We start from the raw sequence: 18,331 nt of genomic DNA on the forward strand, positions 1-18,331 counted from the left end.
GCTGATTAAAAGAGATAGGATAATGAGAAATGGGAGGAAAAAGGCATGTTGAAGAAAAAATACTGGATGATAGCCACTAGCTTTTTGCTGCTGGCTGGTTGTCAGGCAGAAGATGATAACGTCAACGATGACCCACCTCAAGAAGATAACCAAGAAGAAATTCCGGAAGAGAATACTGAAGATACAAACGACATGACTGATATTACTGAGGCAGATGACGAAACCAATGATGAAACGGATATATCAGATGAGGAGAACGTTTCGCAAGAACTGATGGACTGGATGCCACTACTCGAAAACGTGGAGTATGTTTATACGAGTGATTATGGAGAAGAAGCGTTAGATGGTTACACCACCAGTCGGTACCCCCAGTTTAATAGCGAGAGTACACAGCAGTTTTCTATTCGAGGGTATGAGAACACAACAGTCAATATTTATGAGCATCAGGAAGATGCCGTAGTAAACGTATTCAGTCGCGAGGAAACGTTCTTTAGAGATAACTTCCTGGAAACAGATTATCCTTCACCTGTAGAAGAACAGCCTGTTTTACAGTTGCCTATCGAGGAAGGCAATAGCTGGAGTGGTTCTGATAATGCAGAATTTGAAATAACAGATACTCAGGTCATGATAGAAACGCCAGTGGGGTCGTTTGAATCAATCGAAGTTACGATGACCCAAGGCGACCTGACAGAAATAAATTATTACGCAGAAGGGATCGGTCTTGTACAGCAGACAATAGCTTATAATGAAGAGGGTGCTGATCCTTCAGAAGTCACCTTAATCGAAATAAATGAAGATGTTCCGGAAATGAGAGAAATTACATTATATCCGCTGGATGCAGAGGGAATGAGTTTAATACAGCAGCAAGTGACCCTAAATTTATATACAAATGAAAATCAGATAGATCCTTTAACTGATTTACTAAGAGAGAGTGGTTTGTTTACTGAGAATGCACAAATCAATTCAATGTACCTCGATACGCAGGGGGTCATCCAACTGGATATAAATCAGGCATTTATAGATGAGTCCAGTGCAGGATCCGGGATCGAATCGCTGATTATTCAAGGTATCGTCAATACAGTCTCTCAATTGTACGGAAGCATACCATCAGTCGCGCTATCCATCGATGGAGGCCCTTATACAAGCGGTCATATAACATTCGAGGAGAATGAGGTTTTAGAGCCCGATTTTGAAAATGTCATCATAGAGGAAAGCCCATAATCAGGCTGAATTATATAGTATGTAAATGGCGAATAAATGCCATGCGTGAATGACTTTAAAAACTGAGGGGAAATAAATAACTCCCATGAATAAACAGGCTTGTGTGTAACGCCATCCTCACCCTATAAATGACGCGTCTTAAAGTTGTCTTGATATTGTATCTATGGTACACTAGTAGACGAATCGAGCGAGATAGACCGTGTAAAGAGTGAGCGAATCCGCTCACTCTTTTTCACAGCCTTGACGAATGCTGCGAAAAGTCGTACTCATTTGAGAGGAGAGTGACCTGTTTGAGCATAATAGACAAAGTAAGAGGACTATCAGAACCTATAGCAGATGATTTAGGTTATGAATTAGTAGATGTAGAGTATGTCAAAGAAGGAAAGAACTGGTTTTTAAGGTTGTATATCGATAAAGATACTGGCATAGATCTGGATGATTGCGCAGCCTTTAGTGAGAAAGTAGGCGAAACACTGGATGCGATCGAACCTGATCCTATTCCATATGCTTATTATCTGGAGGTATCTTCTCCAGGTGCTGAGCGACCGATCAAATCAGACGAAGATTTTTATAAAGCTGTAGATAAGTATATATATGTAGCTTTAAATGGCGAGTTCGAAGGATTTGATGCTTACGAAGGACATCTGAAAGCATTCGATGGGGACAAGCTGGTATTAGAAGTGAAAATCAAGACACGTACGAAAGTAATCGAAATACCTAAAGCGAATGTGACTAAGGCAAGACATGCAATAGAGTTCTAATTTAGGTTTACTGAAAAATTGAATAAAGGGGTTAAAACATGAGTAAAGAATTGGCCGCTGCTCTTGAAACACTGGAAAAAGAAAAAGGCATTTCCAAGGAAATAGTGATCGATGCGTTAGAAGCTGCACTAGTATCTGCTTATAAACGTAATTATGGTACATCACAGAATGTCGAAGTTCTTTTCGATGAAGACAAAGGAACCATTACGGTTAATCAGGTTAAAGAAGTAGTCGAAGATGTGTATGATTCTCAACTGGAAGTCAGTCTGGATGAAGCGAGAGAAAAAAATAGAGCTTACGAACTCGGCGACAAAATTAAATATGAAGTCACACCGAAAAACTTCGGGCGTATTGCTGCTCAAACGGCCAAACAGGTCATCATGCAGCGCATGCGAGAGGCAGAACGTTCAATCATATACAATGAGTATATCGCCTATGAAGATGACTTGATGACAGGAACTGTAGAACGTCAGGACAGTAAATTCATTTATATCAATCTAGGTAAAGTTGAAGCTGTATTGTCTAAGCGTGATCAGATCGAGAATGAAACGTATGCTACTCATGACCGTATCAAAGTGTATGTGAGTAATGTAGAAAACTCTACAAAAGGGCCTCAGGTGTTTGTAAGTCGAACACACCCAAACCTGATCAAGCGATTATTTGAACAGGAAGTTCCTGAAATTTACGATGGTATCGTTGAAATCATTTCAATAGCTAGAGAAGCGGGAGACCGATCTAAAATTGCTGTGGCTTCCAGAGATGAAAATGTCGACCCTGTTGGAACATGTGTTGGGCCAAGAGGAGCCAGAGTACAGGCGATCGTTAATGAGTTAAATGGTGAAAATATGGATATCGTCGAATGGGACAATGATCCAGCTGTTTACATCAAAAATGCATTAAACCCGGCACAGGTTTTGGAAGTTCAGTTTGATAAAGATCAGCATTCATGTGTGATTGTTGTTCCCGATTATCAGTTATCGTTAGCTATAGGGAAACGAGGACAAAATGTCCGTCTGGCCGCTAAACTGACTGGATTTAAAATCGATATCAAGTCTGAATCTGATATGGAATCAATGGAACAGGAAGCAGAAGAATTAAAAGATGATTCATTCTTTGACGCATTGGGCACTGATAATGAGTCAGCTGCAGAAGAAGTCGACATCTTAACAGATGAAGACCTGCTTTTTGCTGATAAAGAAGACGAGTCAGTTGAAGAATTAAATGCGGAAAAAGTAACTGATGCAGAAGACTCTACTGTCCTGGCAGAAGAGGTCAGTGAAATGGATGATCAGCCTGGTGAACCTGTTTTTGAAACAGACTTCCAGGGTGGAGAACTTGATCCGGATGATGCAGAAGATTTGATCGAATTTGCTGAAGCCAGAGATGGTCAAGAAGATGAAGAGGTAACAGATGCTTCAATGAGTGAAGTTGAAGATGCCACTTTTAACGATGAAGATAGTGATGAAGAGTAAAGTAAACTTAAGGTGGGGAATTATGCAGAATCGAAAAGTACCAATGAGAAAATGCATAGCTTCTAATGAAATGAAGCCTAAAAAAGAGATGGTACGTATTGTACGCAGCAAAGAAGGTATAGTATCCATCGATCCTACTGGTAAGAAAAACGGTAGAGGGGCATATATATCCTTAGACAGTGATTTAGTTAAGAAAGCTAAAGAAAAACAACTGATCAGTCAGGCACTGAATGCATCAGTTGATGATTCATTCTATGACGAACTGATTGATTACATTGAGTACAAACAGGCACGAATGGAAATTGAAAATGAGCAGTAATCAGCGAGCTTTGAATCTGATTGGTCTCTCTCAAAGAGCCAATCAGCTGATATCCGGAGAAACATTGGTTCTTCAGGCTGTCAGATCAAATAAAGCAAAGTTAGTCATTGTTGCCTCAGATGCAAGTGAGAACACCAGAAAGCAATTTTTGAATAAGTGTGAGCATTACAATGTACCCATTGTAACGACTTTTTCCAGAGAAGAAGTCTCTCATGCTTTAGGGAAGGAACGAACAGTATGCGCCCTTTTAGATAAAGGCTTTGTGCATTCCCTTCAAAAGTTGCTGTAAAATGAATGGGAAGGTGATTAAATGGGCAAAAAGAGAGTCTATGAATTCGCGAAGGAAAATGATGTAGCCAGCAAAAAGGTATTAGATACTGCTAAAGGGCTAGGTATTGATTACAACAGCCATATGTCATCAATGGATGATGGAGATGTAGAGAAGCTTAAAAAAGCGATCAAAGAGCCTGTCAAATCTCAACCGAAAACTGAAGCACCACAATCTAAACCTAAAGCTTCTGCTGATCACAAGAGTGGCAGTCAGAATGCCAAACCAGCTGCACAAGCGAATCAGAAATCAGGAAACAGCCAGGACCGCAGACCTGTAAACAATCAGAAGCAGGCGAACAGACCAAAACCTGCTCAAACACAGACTGCAAGTCAAGGAAATAAACCAGCTCAATCTAATAACCAATCGAACCAAAAATCTACCAATAGCAAAGGACAATCCAATATAAATAAGACTAATTCGAAACCAGCATCGCAACCGAACAGAAATGCACCTAAACAGGCAGCTGCAAGTCAGACAAACGCTACACCTAAACGTACAACTGACGAGAAACAGAAACAGCAGTTTGAAAATAAGAAAAAACGTAATTCAAGACAGCACAGAGGGATCCACGGTGGACCATCTGGACGTAAACGCAGAGGGAAGAAAAATCAGGCAGCACCTGTTTCATCTACACCGCGTAAGCACAGAGAATTACCGGAAGTATTAGAATACACTGACGGTATGACTATTGTTGAATTATCTAAAAAAATCTACCGTGAACCAGCAGAAATTGTCAAAAAATTATTTATGATGGGTGTTATGGCAACACAAAACCAATCATTGGATAAAGAAACGATTGAACTGTTAGCGGCTGAATATGGTATGGATACAGAAGAAAAAGTTCAGGTCGACCTGACTGACTTCGACACGTTCTTTGAACAAGAACCTAACGAAGACAATCTGGTGACTCGTCCACCAACAGTCACAATCATGGGACACGTCGATCATGGTAAAACAACCTTGCTTGATTCTCTGCGTGAAACCAATGTAACTGAAGGTGAAGCAGGCGGAATCACTCAGCATATCGGAGCTTATCAGGTGGAAGAGCAAGGCAAACTGATTACGTTCCTGGATACTCCTGGACACGCTGCGTTTACAACGATGCGTGCACGTGGAGCAGATATCACGGATATCGCGATCATTGTGGTTGCTGCAGATGATGGCGTTATGCCACAAACGATTGAAGCGATCAACCATGCCAAAGCTGCTGGTGTACCGATCATCGTAGCGGTAAATAAAATCGACAAACCTGGAGCAAATCCGGACCGTGTCATGCAGGAATTGACTGAGTACGAATTGGTTCCTGAAGCATGGGGTGGCGATACAATCTTTGTACAAATCTCAGCGCTATTCAACAAAAACCTTGATGAACTTCTGGAAATGATTCTGTTAGTTGCAGAGGTTGAGGAACTGAAAGCAGATCCTAAACGTCTTGCAATTGGTACAGTTATCGAAGCTCGTCTGGATAAATCTAAAGGGCCAATCGCGACTTTACTTGTCCAGCAGGGAACGCTTCACCAAGGTGAACCTATCGTAATAGGGAATGCTTTTGGACGCGTGAGAACCATGACGAACGATAAAGGCCGTCGAGTGAAGAGTGCCGGACCTTCAGCACCAGTTGAAGTGACAGGCTTGAATGAGACACCTCAAGCGGGAGACCGTTTCGTCGTCTTTGAAGATGAAAAAACAGCAAGACAAGTAGGAGAATCACGTGCAGCAGCAGCTACTGATGCTCAACGTGCGAAGACGAATAAAGTGACTTTAGAAAATCTGTTCGACAGTTTAGAAGAGGGCGAGCTTAAATCAGTTAATGTCATCGTCAAAGCAGATGTACAAGGATCTGTAGAAGCGTTGGCTGCCAGCTTGGAGAAAATCGAAGTAGAAGGCGCTAAAGTCAATATTATTCACACTGGCGTTGGAGCAATCAACGAAAGTGATATCACATTGGCTTCAGCCAGTTCAGCAATCGTTATCGGATTTAATGTTCGTCCGACTATTCAGGCCAAAGAGAGTGCAGATAGAGAAGAAGTCGATATCCGTACCCACCGAGTTATTTATAACGCAATCGATGAAATCGAAGCGGCAATGACAGGTATGCTGGATCCTGAATATGAAGAAAAAGTAACGGGTCAGGTACAAGTCAGAGAAACATACGCTGTGTCCAAAGTTGGAACCATTGCCGGTTGTTTCGTAACAGACGGTGTAATCAGACGCAGCAGTTCAATCAGACTTGTCAGAAATGGCATAGTGGTATTTGAAGGCGAACTGTCAAGCCTTAAACGCTTCAAGGACGACGCTAAAGAAGTTAAAAAAGGGTATGAATGTGGATTGACGATCGAAGGCTACAATGACATCGAAATCGATGATGTTATAGAAGCTTATGAAATGGTCGAAATTAAAAAATAATCACTAGTTTTAGTTCATTGAACAGATGAATGAAAAAGGATAGGTGAAAAGAATGCCGAAATATAGAGTAGGTAGAGTGTCACAGGAAATTCAAAGAGAAGTAACAGATATTTTACGAAAAAGAGTGAGAGATCCAAGAGTTGAGGGTGTAACGGTCACGGGTGTAGATGTAACAGGTGACCTTCAGCAGGCAACTATTTTCTACAGCACGCTCTCAGATGGAGAAAGTGACGTTAAAAACACTCAAGAGGGATTAGATAAAGCGACAGGGCTGGTTCGTAAAGAACTGGGTAGTAGACTGACGCTTCATAAAACGCCTGAACTTAAGTTTTCAAGAGATGAATCGATTGCTTACGGAAGTAAAATCGATTCACTCCTCAATCAAATAAATAAAGATCATGAGGAATAAAGTTCTCTAAAAAAATAGTTGAGTTATCAGGCAAAAAAGAGGAGAATCTTTGTTAACAGACATCGATTCTCTTTTCTTTTGGCTATTATACGGACTCGAAAGAGGAGGATATCATGGAAGGTTTGCTGCCTATATGGAAAGAAATAGGAATGACAAGTCATGACGTTGTTTATAAACTGAGAAAAATTTTACAGACAAAAAAAATCGGTCATTCCGGCACTCTGGATCCGGACGTGGATGGTGTCCTGCCGATAGCAATCGGAAAAGCGACCAAAACAATTGAATACATGATGGATTCTGAAAAAGTGTACACGGGCGAAATCACTTTGGGTTTTTCGACAACGACAGAGGATCGTTCTGGAGAAATCGTTGACCGCAAAGCTGTGCTGGAGCCGATCACTGAAGAGCAGATCGATGGTATTTTAAATTCGTTTCTGGGAGATATAAAGCAGACACCGCCCATGTATTCAGCGGTAAAAGTCAATGGAAGACGACTGTACGAATATGCACGAGAAGGGAAAGAAGTCGAACGGCCTTCACGAATAGCGCGTATCGATTCCTTTGAACGCACATCATCACCCGAGGTCAATGATGAAGAGCACACTGTGCGTTTTACATTTGAAGTGCACTGTGGAAAAGGAACCTATGTCAGAACATTGGCTGTTGATGTCGGAAAAGCATTAGGCTATCCTGCTCATATGTCTCAGCTGACAAGAGAATCAAGCGGGGGCTTTACCAGAAAGCAGGCGTTCACATTAGAAGAAGTGAAAGAATTGATGGCTTCTGGAAAAATCGGTGAGGAACTATTTCCACTCGAGTCTGCCCTTGAACACTTTCCAAAGCATGAGTTAACAGAAGATGAATACAGAATCGTAAAAGATGGCGCTCGCCTGGACAGGGAGCAGTATTTCAGCGAGTCCGATGAAAAGATGGTCTTTATGTACAAAGGCAAAGCCGTAGCTATTTATGGCATTCACCCCACTAAAGATCAGGTTATCAAACCCATTAAAGTTCTGCGGAACGAATTGTAGGTGCAGCAATATGGAAATTATTAAAGTTCATCATCCCTATGACGCTAAAGACATTTACCAGGGTGATATTGTTCTGGTTTTAGGTTTTTTCGACGGTGTCCACAGAGGGCATCAGGCTGTTATTGATAAAGGGATACAATTAGCTGAAGAGAATAATATGAAATGTGCCGTCATGACGTTCAACAGGCACCCGGCTTTTGTCTATAGAAATTTTGATCCTGATAATCTCAATTACCTTACGCCTTTAGACCGTAAAGAGGAAATCATGAGTCATTTAGGCGTTGATATTTTATACGAGGTTGCATTCACGTCAAAATTTGGTTCACTTTCTCCGCAGACTTTTGTGGATGAGTATATTGTGGGCTGGAATGCCAAAATAGTTGTTGCCGGTTTTGATTATACTTATGGCAAAGCGCACATTGCGAATATGGATACTCTTCATTCTTATGCTAAAGGGCGTTTTGACATAGTCAAAGTCAATAAAAAAATGGATGAAAAAGATAAAATCAGTTCCACGCGAATCAGACGCTATATCAGCGAGGCAAAAATAGGTCAGGCCAACGAGCTTCTGGGGTATATCTATGAAACCAGCGGATTTGTGATTCATGGCGATGCGCGAGGGAGAGACTTAGGTTACCCGACCGCGAACATTTACCCTCATCCTTACGTTATGGTGCCTAAACGCGGTGTATATGCCGTTAAAATGCATGTCAACAACGAGTGGCATGATGGTATGGCCTCCATTGGGTATAACCCGACATTCGGACACAGACCCAATTATTCTATTGAAGTGCATCTCTTTGATTTCAGTGAAGATATATATGGGGAAGATGTTCAAGTGAAATGGGTTGACTACTTGAGAGATGAAATAAAATTTAATTCTGTTGATGAACTGATCGAGCGATTGGACCAGGATCAGATAGAAGCCAAAGAAAGTTTGGCAAAGGTCAAAATAAATCAGATTTAATTGTTGACAGAGCTGTCTCTATTTGATAAATTATAAATGTGTTAGCACTCGAGTGTTTCGAGTGCTAATTTAATGAATGAAATGAGATTGTGGAAAGAAATTAGAATGTTTAGCAATTGTCGGAAGTCTCTGTAGGTGCGAAGGAGTGATGCACATGTTAACAAAGAGACAAATTATTATACTCGATGCGTTGATTCGGCTGTATACATCTACTGGTCAGCCTATTGGGTCTAAGACGATCATGAATGAAATAGAAGTGGATGCCAGTTCGGCTACAATCAGAAACGAAATGAGTTTTCTGGAAAAGCTGGGCTTTATTCAAAAAACGCATTCTTCTTCTGGACGGGTGCCGTCACTTAAAGGCTACCGTTTTTACATCGATCATTTGGTCAAGCCCCAGGAAGTGGCTCAGGATAAGATGCAGGTCATTAACGAGGTTTTAGGGAATCATGTCAAGCAGATGGATGATATCATGCATCAGTCAGCACAACTGCTGTCTGATCTGACCAGTTATACTGCAATCGTGCTCGGACCAAAAGCTGAATCTAGTCGACTGACGGGATTTAGACTGCTGGCTCTAAACGATAACCATGTGATGGCGATTATTCAGACAGACAGAGGAACGATTGAAAATAAGGTGTTTCGATTGCCTAGATCGATCAAAGAATCTGATTTGACGAAAGTGGCCAATATATTTAATCATCATCTTGTAGGGTTGCCTTTAAATGAGGTTGCCAGAAAACTCCAGAGAGATATACCGCTTCTGATCAGAAAATATGTATCGAATGCTATGGATATGTTCCTGACGCTGGAGTCCGCTTTAAATTCGTCTTCAGAGGATCGATACCACATTTCCGGTAAGATGAATCTGCTGGATTTTACAGAAGACATGGATAAGCAGAAGCTGAAGTCACTGTATACCTTGCTTGACAATAAAGGGAACCTGGATCTCTTGATTGATACTATGCAACAGGATTTTGAAGTGAAAATCGGTGAAGAAATGAATCATGAACTCTTTACTAATTTCAGTTTAGTTACGGCAACGTATCAGGTAAGCGGTCATGGAACAGGTATATTGGCTGTTTTGGGTCCAACGAGTATGTCATACGATGAGACGTTTGGTGTATTGGATGTCTTTAGAAAACAGCTGACACACACATTGTTGAACTATTATTTAGATTAATAAAGAAATGAGGAATGAAAAGTGGATCATAAAGATGAAGAAGAATTAAAAGATGATTCTCAGAACCAGTACGAATCTGACAATGAATCAACTGACGATTCAATCCCCACAGAAGATACTGATTCCTCAAGTTCAGACAGTTCAGAACTGTCTGAACTTGAAGTGAAGCAAAAGGAACTGGATGAGATGACGGACCGTTACTACCGTCTCCAGGCAGAATTAGCTAATATGCGTAAACGTAATCAGCGTGACCGCGAAGATCTGCTTCGCTATAAGTCACAGTCGCTGGCTAAAGAATTGCTTCCGGCATATGACAACATCGAACGTGCCTTGAATATCGAAGTTGATACAGAAGCTGGAAACAATCTCAAAAAAGGAATCGAAATGGTCTTCAACAGTTTGCTGGAGGCTTTTAAAAAGGAAGGCATTGAAATCGTTGATCCATTAGGAGAGCCATTTGATCCTAATTTCCACGAAGCTTACACGCAGGTTCCTGCGAACGAAGGTCAAGAAAGCAATGAAGTGTCTCAAGTTTTTGAAAAAGGATTTAAACTGCACGACCGCGTTTTACGTGCAGCAAAAGTTTCAGTAACACTATAAAAAAAATTCAGAAAGATAAAGGTGATTTATAATGGGTAAAACAATTGGAATCGACTTAGGTACAACTAACTCAGCAGTCGCAGTATTAGAAGGCGGAGAAGCAAAAATCATACCTAACAAAGAAGGAAACCGTACGACTCCTTCAGTAGTTTCATTTAAAAATGGAGAAATCCAAGTGGGTGAAGTGGCAAAACGTCAAGCCATTACTAACCCGAACACTGTGATTTCAGTCAAACGACACATGGGTGAAGACTTCAAAGTAGAAGCTGAAGGAAAATCTTATTCTCCTCAGCAAGTATCTGCTTTCATTCTTCAACACTTAAAAGAATACGCAGAAGATTATTTAGGTGAAAAAGTAACAAATGCTGTTGTCACAGTACCAGCTTACTTTAACGACGCACAGCGTCAGGCTACTAAAGATGCAGGTAAAATCGCTGGACTTGAAGTTGACCGTATCGTTAACGAACCAACTGCAGCTTCACTGGCATATGGTTTGGATAAAGTAGATAAAGATGAAAAAATCCTGGTCTTTGACTTAGGTGGCGGAACATTCGACGTATCGATTCTTGAATTGGGAGACGGCGTATTCGAAGTAATGGCAACATCTGGAGACAACCACTTAGGTGGAGATGACTTTGATGAAAAAATAATTGATTATCTGGTTGCTGAATTCAAAAAAGAAAATGGCGTGGATTTAGCTAAAGATAAAATGGCCTTACAGCGTTTGAAAGATGCTGCTGAAAAAGCTAAAAAAGATTTATCTGGTGTTTCTTCTACTCAAATCAGCCTGCCGTTTATCAGTGCTGGCGAGTCAGGTCCATTGCACTTGGAAATCACTTTGACGCGCGCTAAATTTGATGAAATTACTGATGATCTAGTAACACGTACTAAAAATCCAGTCCGTCAGGCTCTTAAAGATGCCGGCGTATCAAAATCTGATATCGATGAAGTTATCCTTGTAGGTGGATCAACACGTATTCCTGCTGTAGTTGAAGCTGTTAAAGCTGAAACAGGTAAAGAACCAAACCGTTCAGTTAACCCTGACGAAGTAGTTGCTATGGGAGCGGCAGTTCAAGGTGGCGTAATCTCAGGTGAAGTTAAAGATATCGTATTACTTGATGTTACACCATTATCTCTAGGTATTGAAACAATGGGAACAGTATTTACTAAACTGATCGATAGAAATACAACGATTCCGACAAGTAAATCACAAGTCTTCTCAACTGCTGCCGATAACCAGCCAGCAGTAGATGTTCACGTACTTCAAGGTGAACGCCCAATAGCTAAAGACAACAAAACGCTTGGACGTTTCCAGTTAACGGATATTCCACCAGCACCACGTGGCGTTCCGCAAATCGAAGTAACATTTGATATTGATAAAAATGGTATCGTAAATGTTTCTGCAAAAGATTTAGGAACAAGTAAAGAACAGAAAATCACAATCAAATCATCATCTGGTTTATCTGAAGAAGAGATCGAACGTATGGTTAAAGAAGCAGAAGAGAATGCTGAAGCAGACAAAAAACGTAAAGAAGAAGTTGAATTACGCAATGAAGCTGATCAGTTAGTCTTCCAAATCGACAAGACACTTAAAGATTTAGAAGGTAAAGTTGAAGACGAAGAAATCAAAAAAGCTGAAGCAGCTCGTGACGAACTGAAAGCAGCTCTAGAAAACGATGATACTGAAGAAATCAAAACTAAACGTGACGCATTAAGCGAAATCGTTCAGGAAATGTCAGTTAAATTGTACGAGCAGGCAGCTGCACAACAAGCAGAAGCTGAAGGCGCACAAGGTGGAGCAGAAGCTGATTCTGCTGACGATGTTGTCGATGCAGATTTTGAAGAAGTAGACGACGAAGAATAATTGAAGTAAGATCATGAAGGAGAAAGCACTTAAGCATCTAAACTCAAAAGTGCTTTCTTTCTTTTTGAACAGATGTGATTACGGCCCCTGTAGCTACAGAATTTCTTCACCATGTAAGAAATGTCTATCCTACAGAGAAGAGTTAAAGTAGCAATGGAGGAATAATATGGCTCAAAAACAAGATTTTTATGATTTACTGGGCGTATCGAAAGATGCATCCAAAGACGAAATAAAAAAAGCATACCGTAAGCTTTCTAAAAAACATCACCCGGATATCAGTGATGATCCCAATGCTGATGCTCGATTTAAAGAAATTTCTGAAGCCTATGAAGTCCTGAGCGATGAACAGAAACGGGCAGCCTATGACCAGTATGGCCATGCTTCAACTGATCCAAACTTTGGGGCTGGCGGCGGATTTGGTGGCGGCCAAGGTGGGTTTGGCGGCGGTGGATTCGAAGATATCTTTGACCAGTTCTTTGGTGGCGGCGGTTCAAGAAGACGTAACCCAAACGCCCCTCGTCAAGGAGAAGATCTGCAGTATGTAATGGATCTATCTTTTGAAGAAGCTATTTTCGGTAAAGAAAGCACGATTCGCTACAACAGAGAAGAAGAATGTAGTAACTGTAATGGATCAGGAGCAAAACCGGGAACCAGCCCTAAAACCTGTTCTCAGTGTCACGGTGCTGGTGCAGTAAACGTTGAGCGTAACACGCCATTTGGTCGAGTAATGACTCAGCAGTCATGCCCAACATGTGGCGGATCCGGACAGGAAATCAAAGAAAAATGTTCAGTCTGTCACGGTGCCGGTCACTCCAAGAAACAGCATTCCGTTAAAGTAACAGTTCCTGCTGGTGTTGAAGACGGGAATCAAATGCGTGTACAGAACCAGGGGGATGCCGGAGCTAACAGCGGACCTTATGGAGACTTGTACGTCGTATTCAAAGTGAGACCGTCTGAGCTGTTTGACCGTAGAGGATCAGAAATCTACTTTGAACTGCCGATTAATGTGGTACAAGCGACTCTAGGTGATGAGCTGGAAGTGCCAACTGTTCACGGCAAAGTGAAATTTAAGGTACCCGCCGGGACTCAACCGGGTACAACGTTCCGTTTACGTGGAAAAGGTGCCCCTAGACTTAGAGGCACAGGTAACGGCGATCAGCACATTAAAGTAAGAGTAGTCGTTCCAGACAAACTGACTCAAGAACAGGCGAAACACTTGAGAGACTTTGCAAAAGCCAGTGAGTACGATGACATTGTCGAGCAGGGTGACAGTTCGTTTTTTTCAAAAGTAAAAGACGCATTTAAAGACAAAAGTAAATAAGCTTTGAGGGATTCAACGATCAGTTGTTTCCCTTTTTTTATGCTGTCCAGAAAATGCGGGCATTTTCTACCGAACTGTAAAAGGATGAGTTTGCAGATGATGAAGTGAGTTGTTCATTCTGAGGTGCAGTTTTGTAGGACTCCTAGTCACAGTTTGCGTTGAGAGCTACAAATAGGTAGGCGATTTGTATAACTGATGAACGTTGATCAGGATGAGACCTACAATTAGCGGCTTAATAGTCGCACTCATTTTCCTTTTGAGGAGTGAGTACGACAAAAAGGGTAGCCGATTTGTATAACTGATGAACGTTGATCAGGATGAGACCTACAATTAGCGGCTTAATAGTCGCACTCATTTTCCTTTTGAGGAGTGAGTACGACAAAAAGGGTAGCCGATTTGTATAACTGAAGAGCGTTGATCAGGGTGAGAGCTACAAATAGCAGCTTAATAGTCGTACTCATTTTCCTTTTTGGTAGTGAGTACGACAAAAAGGGTGCCGATTTGTATAACTGAAGAGCGTTGATCAGGGTGAGAGCTACAAATAGCAGCTTAATAGTCGTACTCATTTTCCTTTTTGGTAGTGAGTACGACATAAAGGGTGCCGATTCGTATAACTGATGAGTGTTGATCAGGATGAGAGCTACAATTAGCGGCTTAATAGTCGCACTCATTTTACTTTTGAGGAGTGAGTACGACAAAAAGGGTGCCGATTTGTATAACTGATGAACGTTTATCAGGATTAGAGCTACAATTAGCAGCTTAATAGTCGTACTCATTTTCCTATTTGGTAGTGAGTACGACATAAAGGGTGCCGATTTGTATGACTGATACTCACAACCACATTTGAGAGATACAAATGAAGCATCATAGGGAGTACTCGACGTCTCGATCTTATACGAGCACTACAAATTAATAAGATAGTTGTGCTGATCGAGCGTTTTTTATAAAATGAGGACTACACATATCGCGCAATAAGAGCTGCTCTCTCTTGTTGAACATAATCAGCACTACAAATAGACAGTATATGAGGATGATTGATCCCGTACGGCTCAAATGTGTCAGAAAAGGATTTTCATATGGCTTTCATAATGTCAGTATGTGATTGTACTCTAATCTAATCGTTGGTATAATAGTAAGGAATGTTTTATAGGAATGAGGAAATTATAGTAATGGATAAAAAACACGCAAGAGATCGTCAGAAGCAGATTCGAAACTTTTCGATTATTGCTCACATCGACCACGGGAAATCGACCTTGGCCGACAGAATTTTACAACTAACGCATACAGTAGCTGATCGTGAAATGCAGGAACAGCTTCTCGACTCTATGGACTTAGAGAGAGAACGTGGCATTACGATCAAATTAAACACAGTTGAGGTATTGTACAAGGCTAGAGATGGTGAAGAATACATTTTACACTTGATTGACACACCAGGACACGTCGATTTCACCTATGAAGTGTCTAGAAGTCTGGCAGCCTGTGAAGGCGCAGTCCTCGTAGTTGACGCAGCTCAAGGGGTGGAAGCACAAACCTTGGCTAACGTTTATTTAGCTTTAGATAATGAATTGGAAATTCTTCCAATTATAAATAAAATCGATTTACCTGCAGCTGATCCAGAGCGTGTCCGTAAAGAAATCGAAGACATTGTTGGTCTGGATGCAAGTGAAGCTGTCTTGTCCAGCGCTAAAACGGGAGTCGGTATTAAGGACATCCTGGAGCAAATTGTTCAGAAGGTCCCAGCACCCCAAGGCGACATCGATAATCCGTTGAAGGCCTTAATATTTGACTCTGCGTATGATTCCTACCGGGGAGTCGTGTTAAACATTAGAGTAATGGATGGAACCTTAAGAAAAGGCGATACTATCCAACTGATGAGTAATGGCAAAACGTTTGAAGTAACAGATGTGGGTGTCTTTTCTCCTAAGCCTCTTTCAAGAGAAGCTTTAATGGTTGGAGATGTTGGATACGTTACAGCTAATATTAAAACAGTGAAGGATACTCAAGTAGGGGATACATTGACTTTAGCCAATAATCCTACTGATAAAGCCTTGCCTGGTTACCGTAAAATGAATCCGATGGTTTTCTGTGGAATGTATCCGACTGACTCAGCTCGTTATGTCGATTTACGTGAAGCACTCGAACGCCTTCAGTTAAACGATGCAGCATTGCAGTATGAAGCAGAAACGTCTCAGGCTTTAGGCTTTGGATTCCGTTGCGGATTCTTAGGCATGCTTCATATGGATGTTATACAGGAAAGACTGGAACGTGAATTTAACCTTGATTTGATTACGACTGCACCGTCAGTTATTTATCAGATCAATAAAACAGATGGGGAAATGATCAGGGTATCAAACCCCGCAGACATGCCTGATCCCTCTGAAATTGAATCAGTTGAAGAACCGTATGTCAAAGCAACGATTACTGTACCTAATGAATACGTTGGTGCTGTGATGGACATTACTCAGAAGAAACGTGGCGAGTTTGTCACGATGGAATATTTGGATGACATTCGTGTGAATGTTGTTTACTTTATTCCACTATCTGAAATTGTTTATGACTTCTTTGACCGTTTGAAATCAAGTACAAAAGGCTATGCTTCTCTTGATTACCAGGAATCCGGCTACCGAGTCAGCGATTTGGTTAAGATGGATATACTGATTCACGGTGACAAAGTTGATGCTTTGAGCTTTATCGTGCACAAAGAGTTCTCATATGGACGCGGACGTTCAGTTGTTGAACAGCTGAAAAAGACGATTCCAAGACAGCAGTTTGAAATTCCAATTCAAGCAGCAATCGGACAGAATATCGTTTCCCGTTCAACTGTTAAAGCCTATAGAAAAGATGTAACAGCTAAATTGTACGGTGGAGACGTCACACGTCGTCAAAAACTCTTGAAGAAACAAAAAGCAGGGAAGAAACGTATGAAGAATGTCGGAAATGTCGAAATTCCTCAGGAAGCCTTCATGGCCGTTCTTAACCTTGATGACGAGTAAACTTAATGTTAACAAAAAACTCCCTGTTTCCCTTAGTAAATTATAAAAGGTGAACAGGAAGTTTTTATTTTTACATAAAAGCAGATATATCCACTTGAATCAGTCTCAATAAAAGTAAATTATGCTATACTAATAAGGACAAAATATGAAAGTAGGGAATAAGATTTAATGGACAATGACAGCATCAGGAGTATCGTTTTATTAGTTGTTTTAGTAATGTTTTCAGCATATTTTTCTTCGTCTGAAACGGCTTTTACATCAGCGAATCGTATACGGTTGAAGAATGAAGCAGAAAACGGTGACGAGCGTTCAAGAAAGACATTGAAACTGGCAGAGAATTTCGATGGGGTTTTATCTACCATACTGATTGGGAATAACATCGTCAATATTGCAATGTCTGCTATCGCAACATTGCTGTTTGTCGGCTGGTTTCCTGTTTATGGTGCAACTATCGCAACAGTCGTTATGACCATCATTATTTTACTGTTTGGAGAAATAACGCCTAAAACGATTGCTAAAGAGAAAAGTCAGGAAATCGCCAGAAGTGCGACTCCTTTTATCCAGTTTTTGATGAGTGTATTCAAACCTGTTTTATGGCTTCTTCAGAAGTGGAAGGTCATGCTGGACAAAGTGTTTAAGTTCGAAGGAAGCGAAGTCATCAGTGAAGATGAGTTACTCTCAATTGTAGACGAAGCCGAAAGCGGCGGAAGTATTGAAGACCATGAGCACCAGCTGGTAAGATCTGCGATCGAATTTGATGACTTGGAAGTGTCTTCCATTTTAATGCCTCGTGTTGATGTTGTCGGGTGTGAGCATGATACGCCTGATGACGAAATCGAAAACTTATTTATGACTCATAACTTCTCTAGACTCATTATTTATGATGACACCATTGATAATGTGATCGGTGTATTACATGAAAAAGATTTCAACCGTTACCTGAAAGCAAAACAGAAGCCAGGGAAAAATTTATCGTTACTGACGGTTGTCAAAGAAGTATTATTTGTACCGCCGGTTATGAACTTGTCTAAACTTTTGAGAACGATGCAGCTGAAAAAAACTCACATGGCCATTGTTACAGATGAGCATGGGGGAACAATCGGTATTGCGACAATGGAAGACGTTCTGGAAGAATTAGTTGGCGAAATTTGGGACGAGTATGATGTGATTGAAGAAGAAGTAGAAGAAATCAGTATAGGAACTAAGTATAAAGTGAAAGGAACAGCTAATCTGGATAAGGTTTTTGAAATGTTTGGATTAAATGAACCGAATCAGTATGTCTCAAATACTGTCAGTGGGTTCGTTATAGAAGAACTGGGTCATTTCCCTGAAGATGGAGACCAGTTTGAATTTCACAATATGAAAATAACCGTGACAATGGTGCGCAACAGACGGGTACTCGAGATTCAAATTGATTATATTCCACAAGACGTTACAGAACCAGAAGATTAAT

Annotated in this window: 15 protein-coding genes; all 15 read left to right on the forward strand. The window is 41.0% G+C overall.

Annotation, left to right across the window (positions count from 1 at the left end):
* The first annotated feature begins 45 nt into the window (after positions 1-45).
* The 15 genes from CLV38_RS00170 to CLV38_RS00245 all read left to right on the forward strand — a co-directional run bounded on the left by CLV38_RS00170 (position 46) and on the right by CLV38_RS00245 (position 18,330).
* The gene (locus CLV38_RS00170) at positions 46-1,221 is read left to right on the forward strand and encodes a GerMN domain-containing protein (RefSeq protein ID WP_106189949.1); all 1,176 of its coding nucleotides are present in this window, start codon (positions 46-48) and stop codon (positions 1,219-1,221) included.
* 290 nt (positions 1,222-1,511) lie between these two features.
* Complete coding sequence (gene rimP, locus CLV38_RS00175) at positions 1,512-1,982, forward strand: ribosome maturation factor RimP (protein WP_106189951.1); 471 nt, start codon at positions 1,512-1,514, stop codon at positions 1,980-1,982.
* A 38-nt stretch (positions 1,983-2,020) separates the two neighbouring features.
* Positions 2,021-3,454: a transcription termination factor NusA gene (gene nusA / locus CLV38_RS00180; RefSeq protein ID WP_106189954.1), complete on the forward strand. Its 1,434-nt coding sequence runs from the start codon at positions 2,021-2,023 to the stop codon at positions 3,452-3,454.
* 22 nt (positions 3,455-3,476) lie between these two features.
* The gene (gene rnpM / locus CLV38_RS00185; RefSeq protein ID WP_106189956.1) at positions 3,477-3,773 is read left to right on the forward strand and encodes an RNase P modulator RnpM; all 297 of its coding nucleotides are present in this window, start codon (positions 3,477-3,479) and stop codon (positions 3,771-3,773) included.
* Positions 3,763-4,062, forward strand: coding sequence for a L7Ae/L30e/S12e/Gadd45 family ribosomal protein (locus CLV38_RS00190; RefSeq protein ID WP_106189959.1), 300 nt, complete (start codon positions 3,763-3,765; stop codon positions 4,060-4,062). The genes rnpM and CLV38_RS00190 overlap by 11 nt, the downstream gene beginning before the upstream one ends.
* Positions 4,063-4,083: 21 nt before the next feature.
* A complete protein-coding gene (gene infB, locus CLV38_RS00195; protein ID WP_106189962.1) occupies positions 4,084-6,510 on the forward strand; it encodes a translation initiation factor IF-2 in 2,427 nt (808 codons plus the stop codon).
* Positions 6,511-6,562: 52 nt separating this feature from the next.
* Positions 6,563-6,919 (forward strand): 30S ribosome-binding factor RbfA, encoded by a 357-nt coding sequence (gene rbfA / locus CLV38_RS00200; RefSeq protein ID WP_106189964.1) that lies wholly within the window; start codon positions 6,563-6,565, stop codon positions 6,917-6,919.
* A gap of 113 nt (positions 6,920-7,032) precedes the next feature.
* Positions 7,033-7,950 (forward strand): tRNA pseudouridine(55) synthase TruB, encoded by a 918-nt coding sequence (gene truB / locus CLV38_RS00205; protein ID WP_106189967.1) that lies wholly within the window; start codon positions 7,033-7,035, stop codon positions 7,948-7,950.
* 10 nt (positions 7,951-7,960) lie between these two features.
* Complete coding sequence (gene ribF / locus CLV38_RS00210; RefSeq protein WP_106189970.1) at positions 7,961-8,917, forward strand: riboflavin biosynthesis protein RibF; 957 nt, start codon at positions 7,961-7,963, stop codon at positions 8,915-8,917.
* A 154-nt stretch (positions 8,918-9,071) separates the two neighbouring features.
* On the forward strand, positions 9,072-10,100 hold the full coding sequence (hrcA, locus tag CLV38_RS00215) for a heat-inducible transcriptional repressor HrcA (RefSeq protein WP_106189972.1): 1,029 nt from the start codon (positions 9,072-9,074) through the stop codon (positions 10,098-10,100).
* Positions 10,101-10,121: 21 nt separating this feature from the next.
* A complete protein-coding gene (grpE, locus tag CLV38_RS00220) occupies positions 10,122-10,700 on the forward strand; it encodes a nucleotide exchange factor GrpE (RefSeq protein WP_106189974.1) in 579 nt (192 codons plus the stop codon).
* 31 nt (positions 10,701-10,731) lie between these two features.
* A complete protein-coding gene (dnaK, locus tag CLV38_RS00225; RefSeq protein WP_106189977.1) occupies positions 10,732-12,564 on the forward strand; it encodes a molecular chaperone DnaK in 1,833 nt (610 codons plus the stop codon).
* A 166-nt stretch (positions 12,565-12,730) separates the two neighbouring features.
* On the forward strand, positions 12,731-13,885 hold the full coding sequence (gene dnaJ / locus CLV38_RS00230) for a molecular chaperone DnaJ (protein WP_106189980.1): 1,155 nt from the start codon (positions 12,731-12,733) through the stop codon (positions 13,883-13,885).
* Positions 13,886-15,054: 1,169 nt separating this feature from the next.
* On the forward strand, positions 15,055-16,878 hold the full coding sequence (gene lepA, locus CLV38_RS00240) for a translation elongation factor 4 (RefSeq protein ID WP_106189985.1): 1,824 nt from the start codon (positions 15,055-15,057) through the stop codon (positions 16,876-16,878).
* 168 nt (positions 16,879-17,046) lie between these two features.
* The gene (locus tag CLV38_RS00245) at positions 17,047-18,330 is read left to right on the forward strand and encodes an HlyC/CorC family transporter (protein ID WP_106189987.1); all 1,284 of its coding nucleotides are present in this window, start codon (positions 17,047-17,049) and stop codon (positions 18,328-18,330) included.
* Position 18,331 lies beyond the last annotated feature (1 nt).

Source organism: Alkalibacterium olivapovliticus (genome assembly GCF_003003275.1).
Classification (GTDB): Bacteria; Bacillota; Bacilli; order Lactobacillales; family Carnobacteriaceae_A; genus Alkalibacterium; species Alkalibacterium olivapovliticum.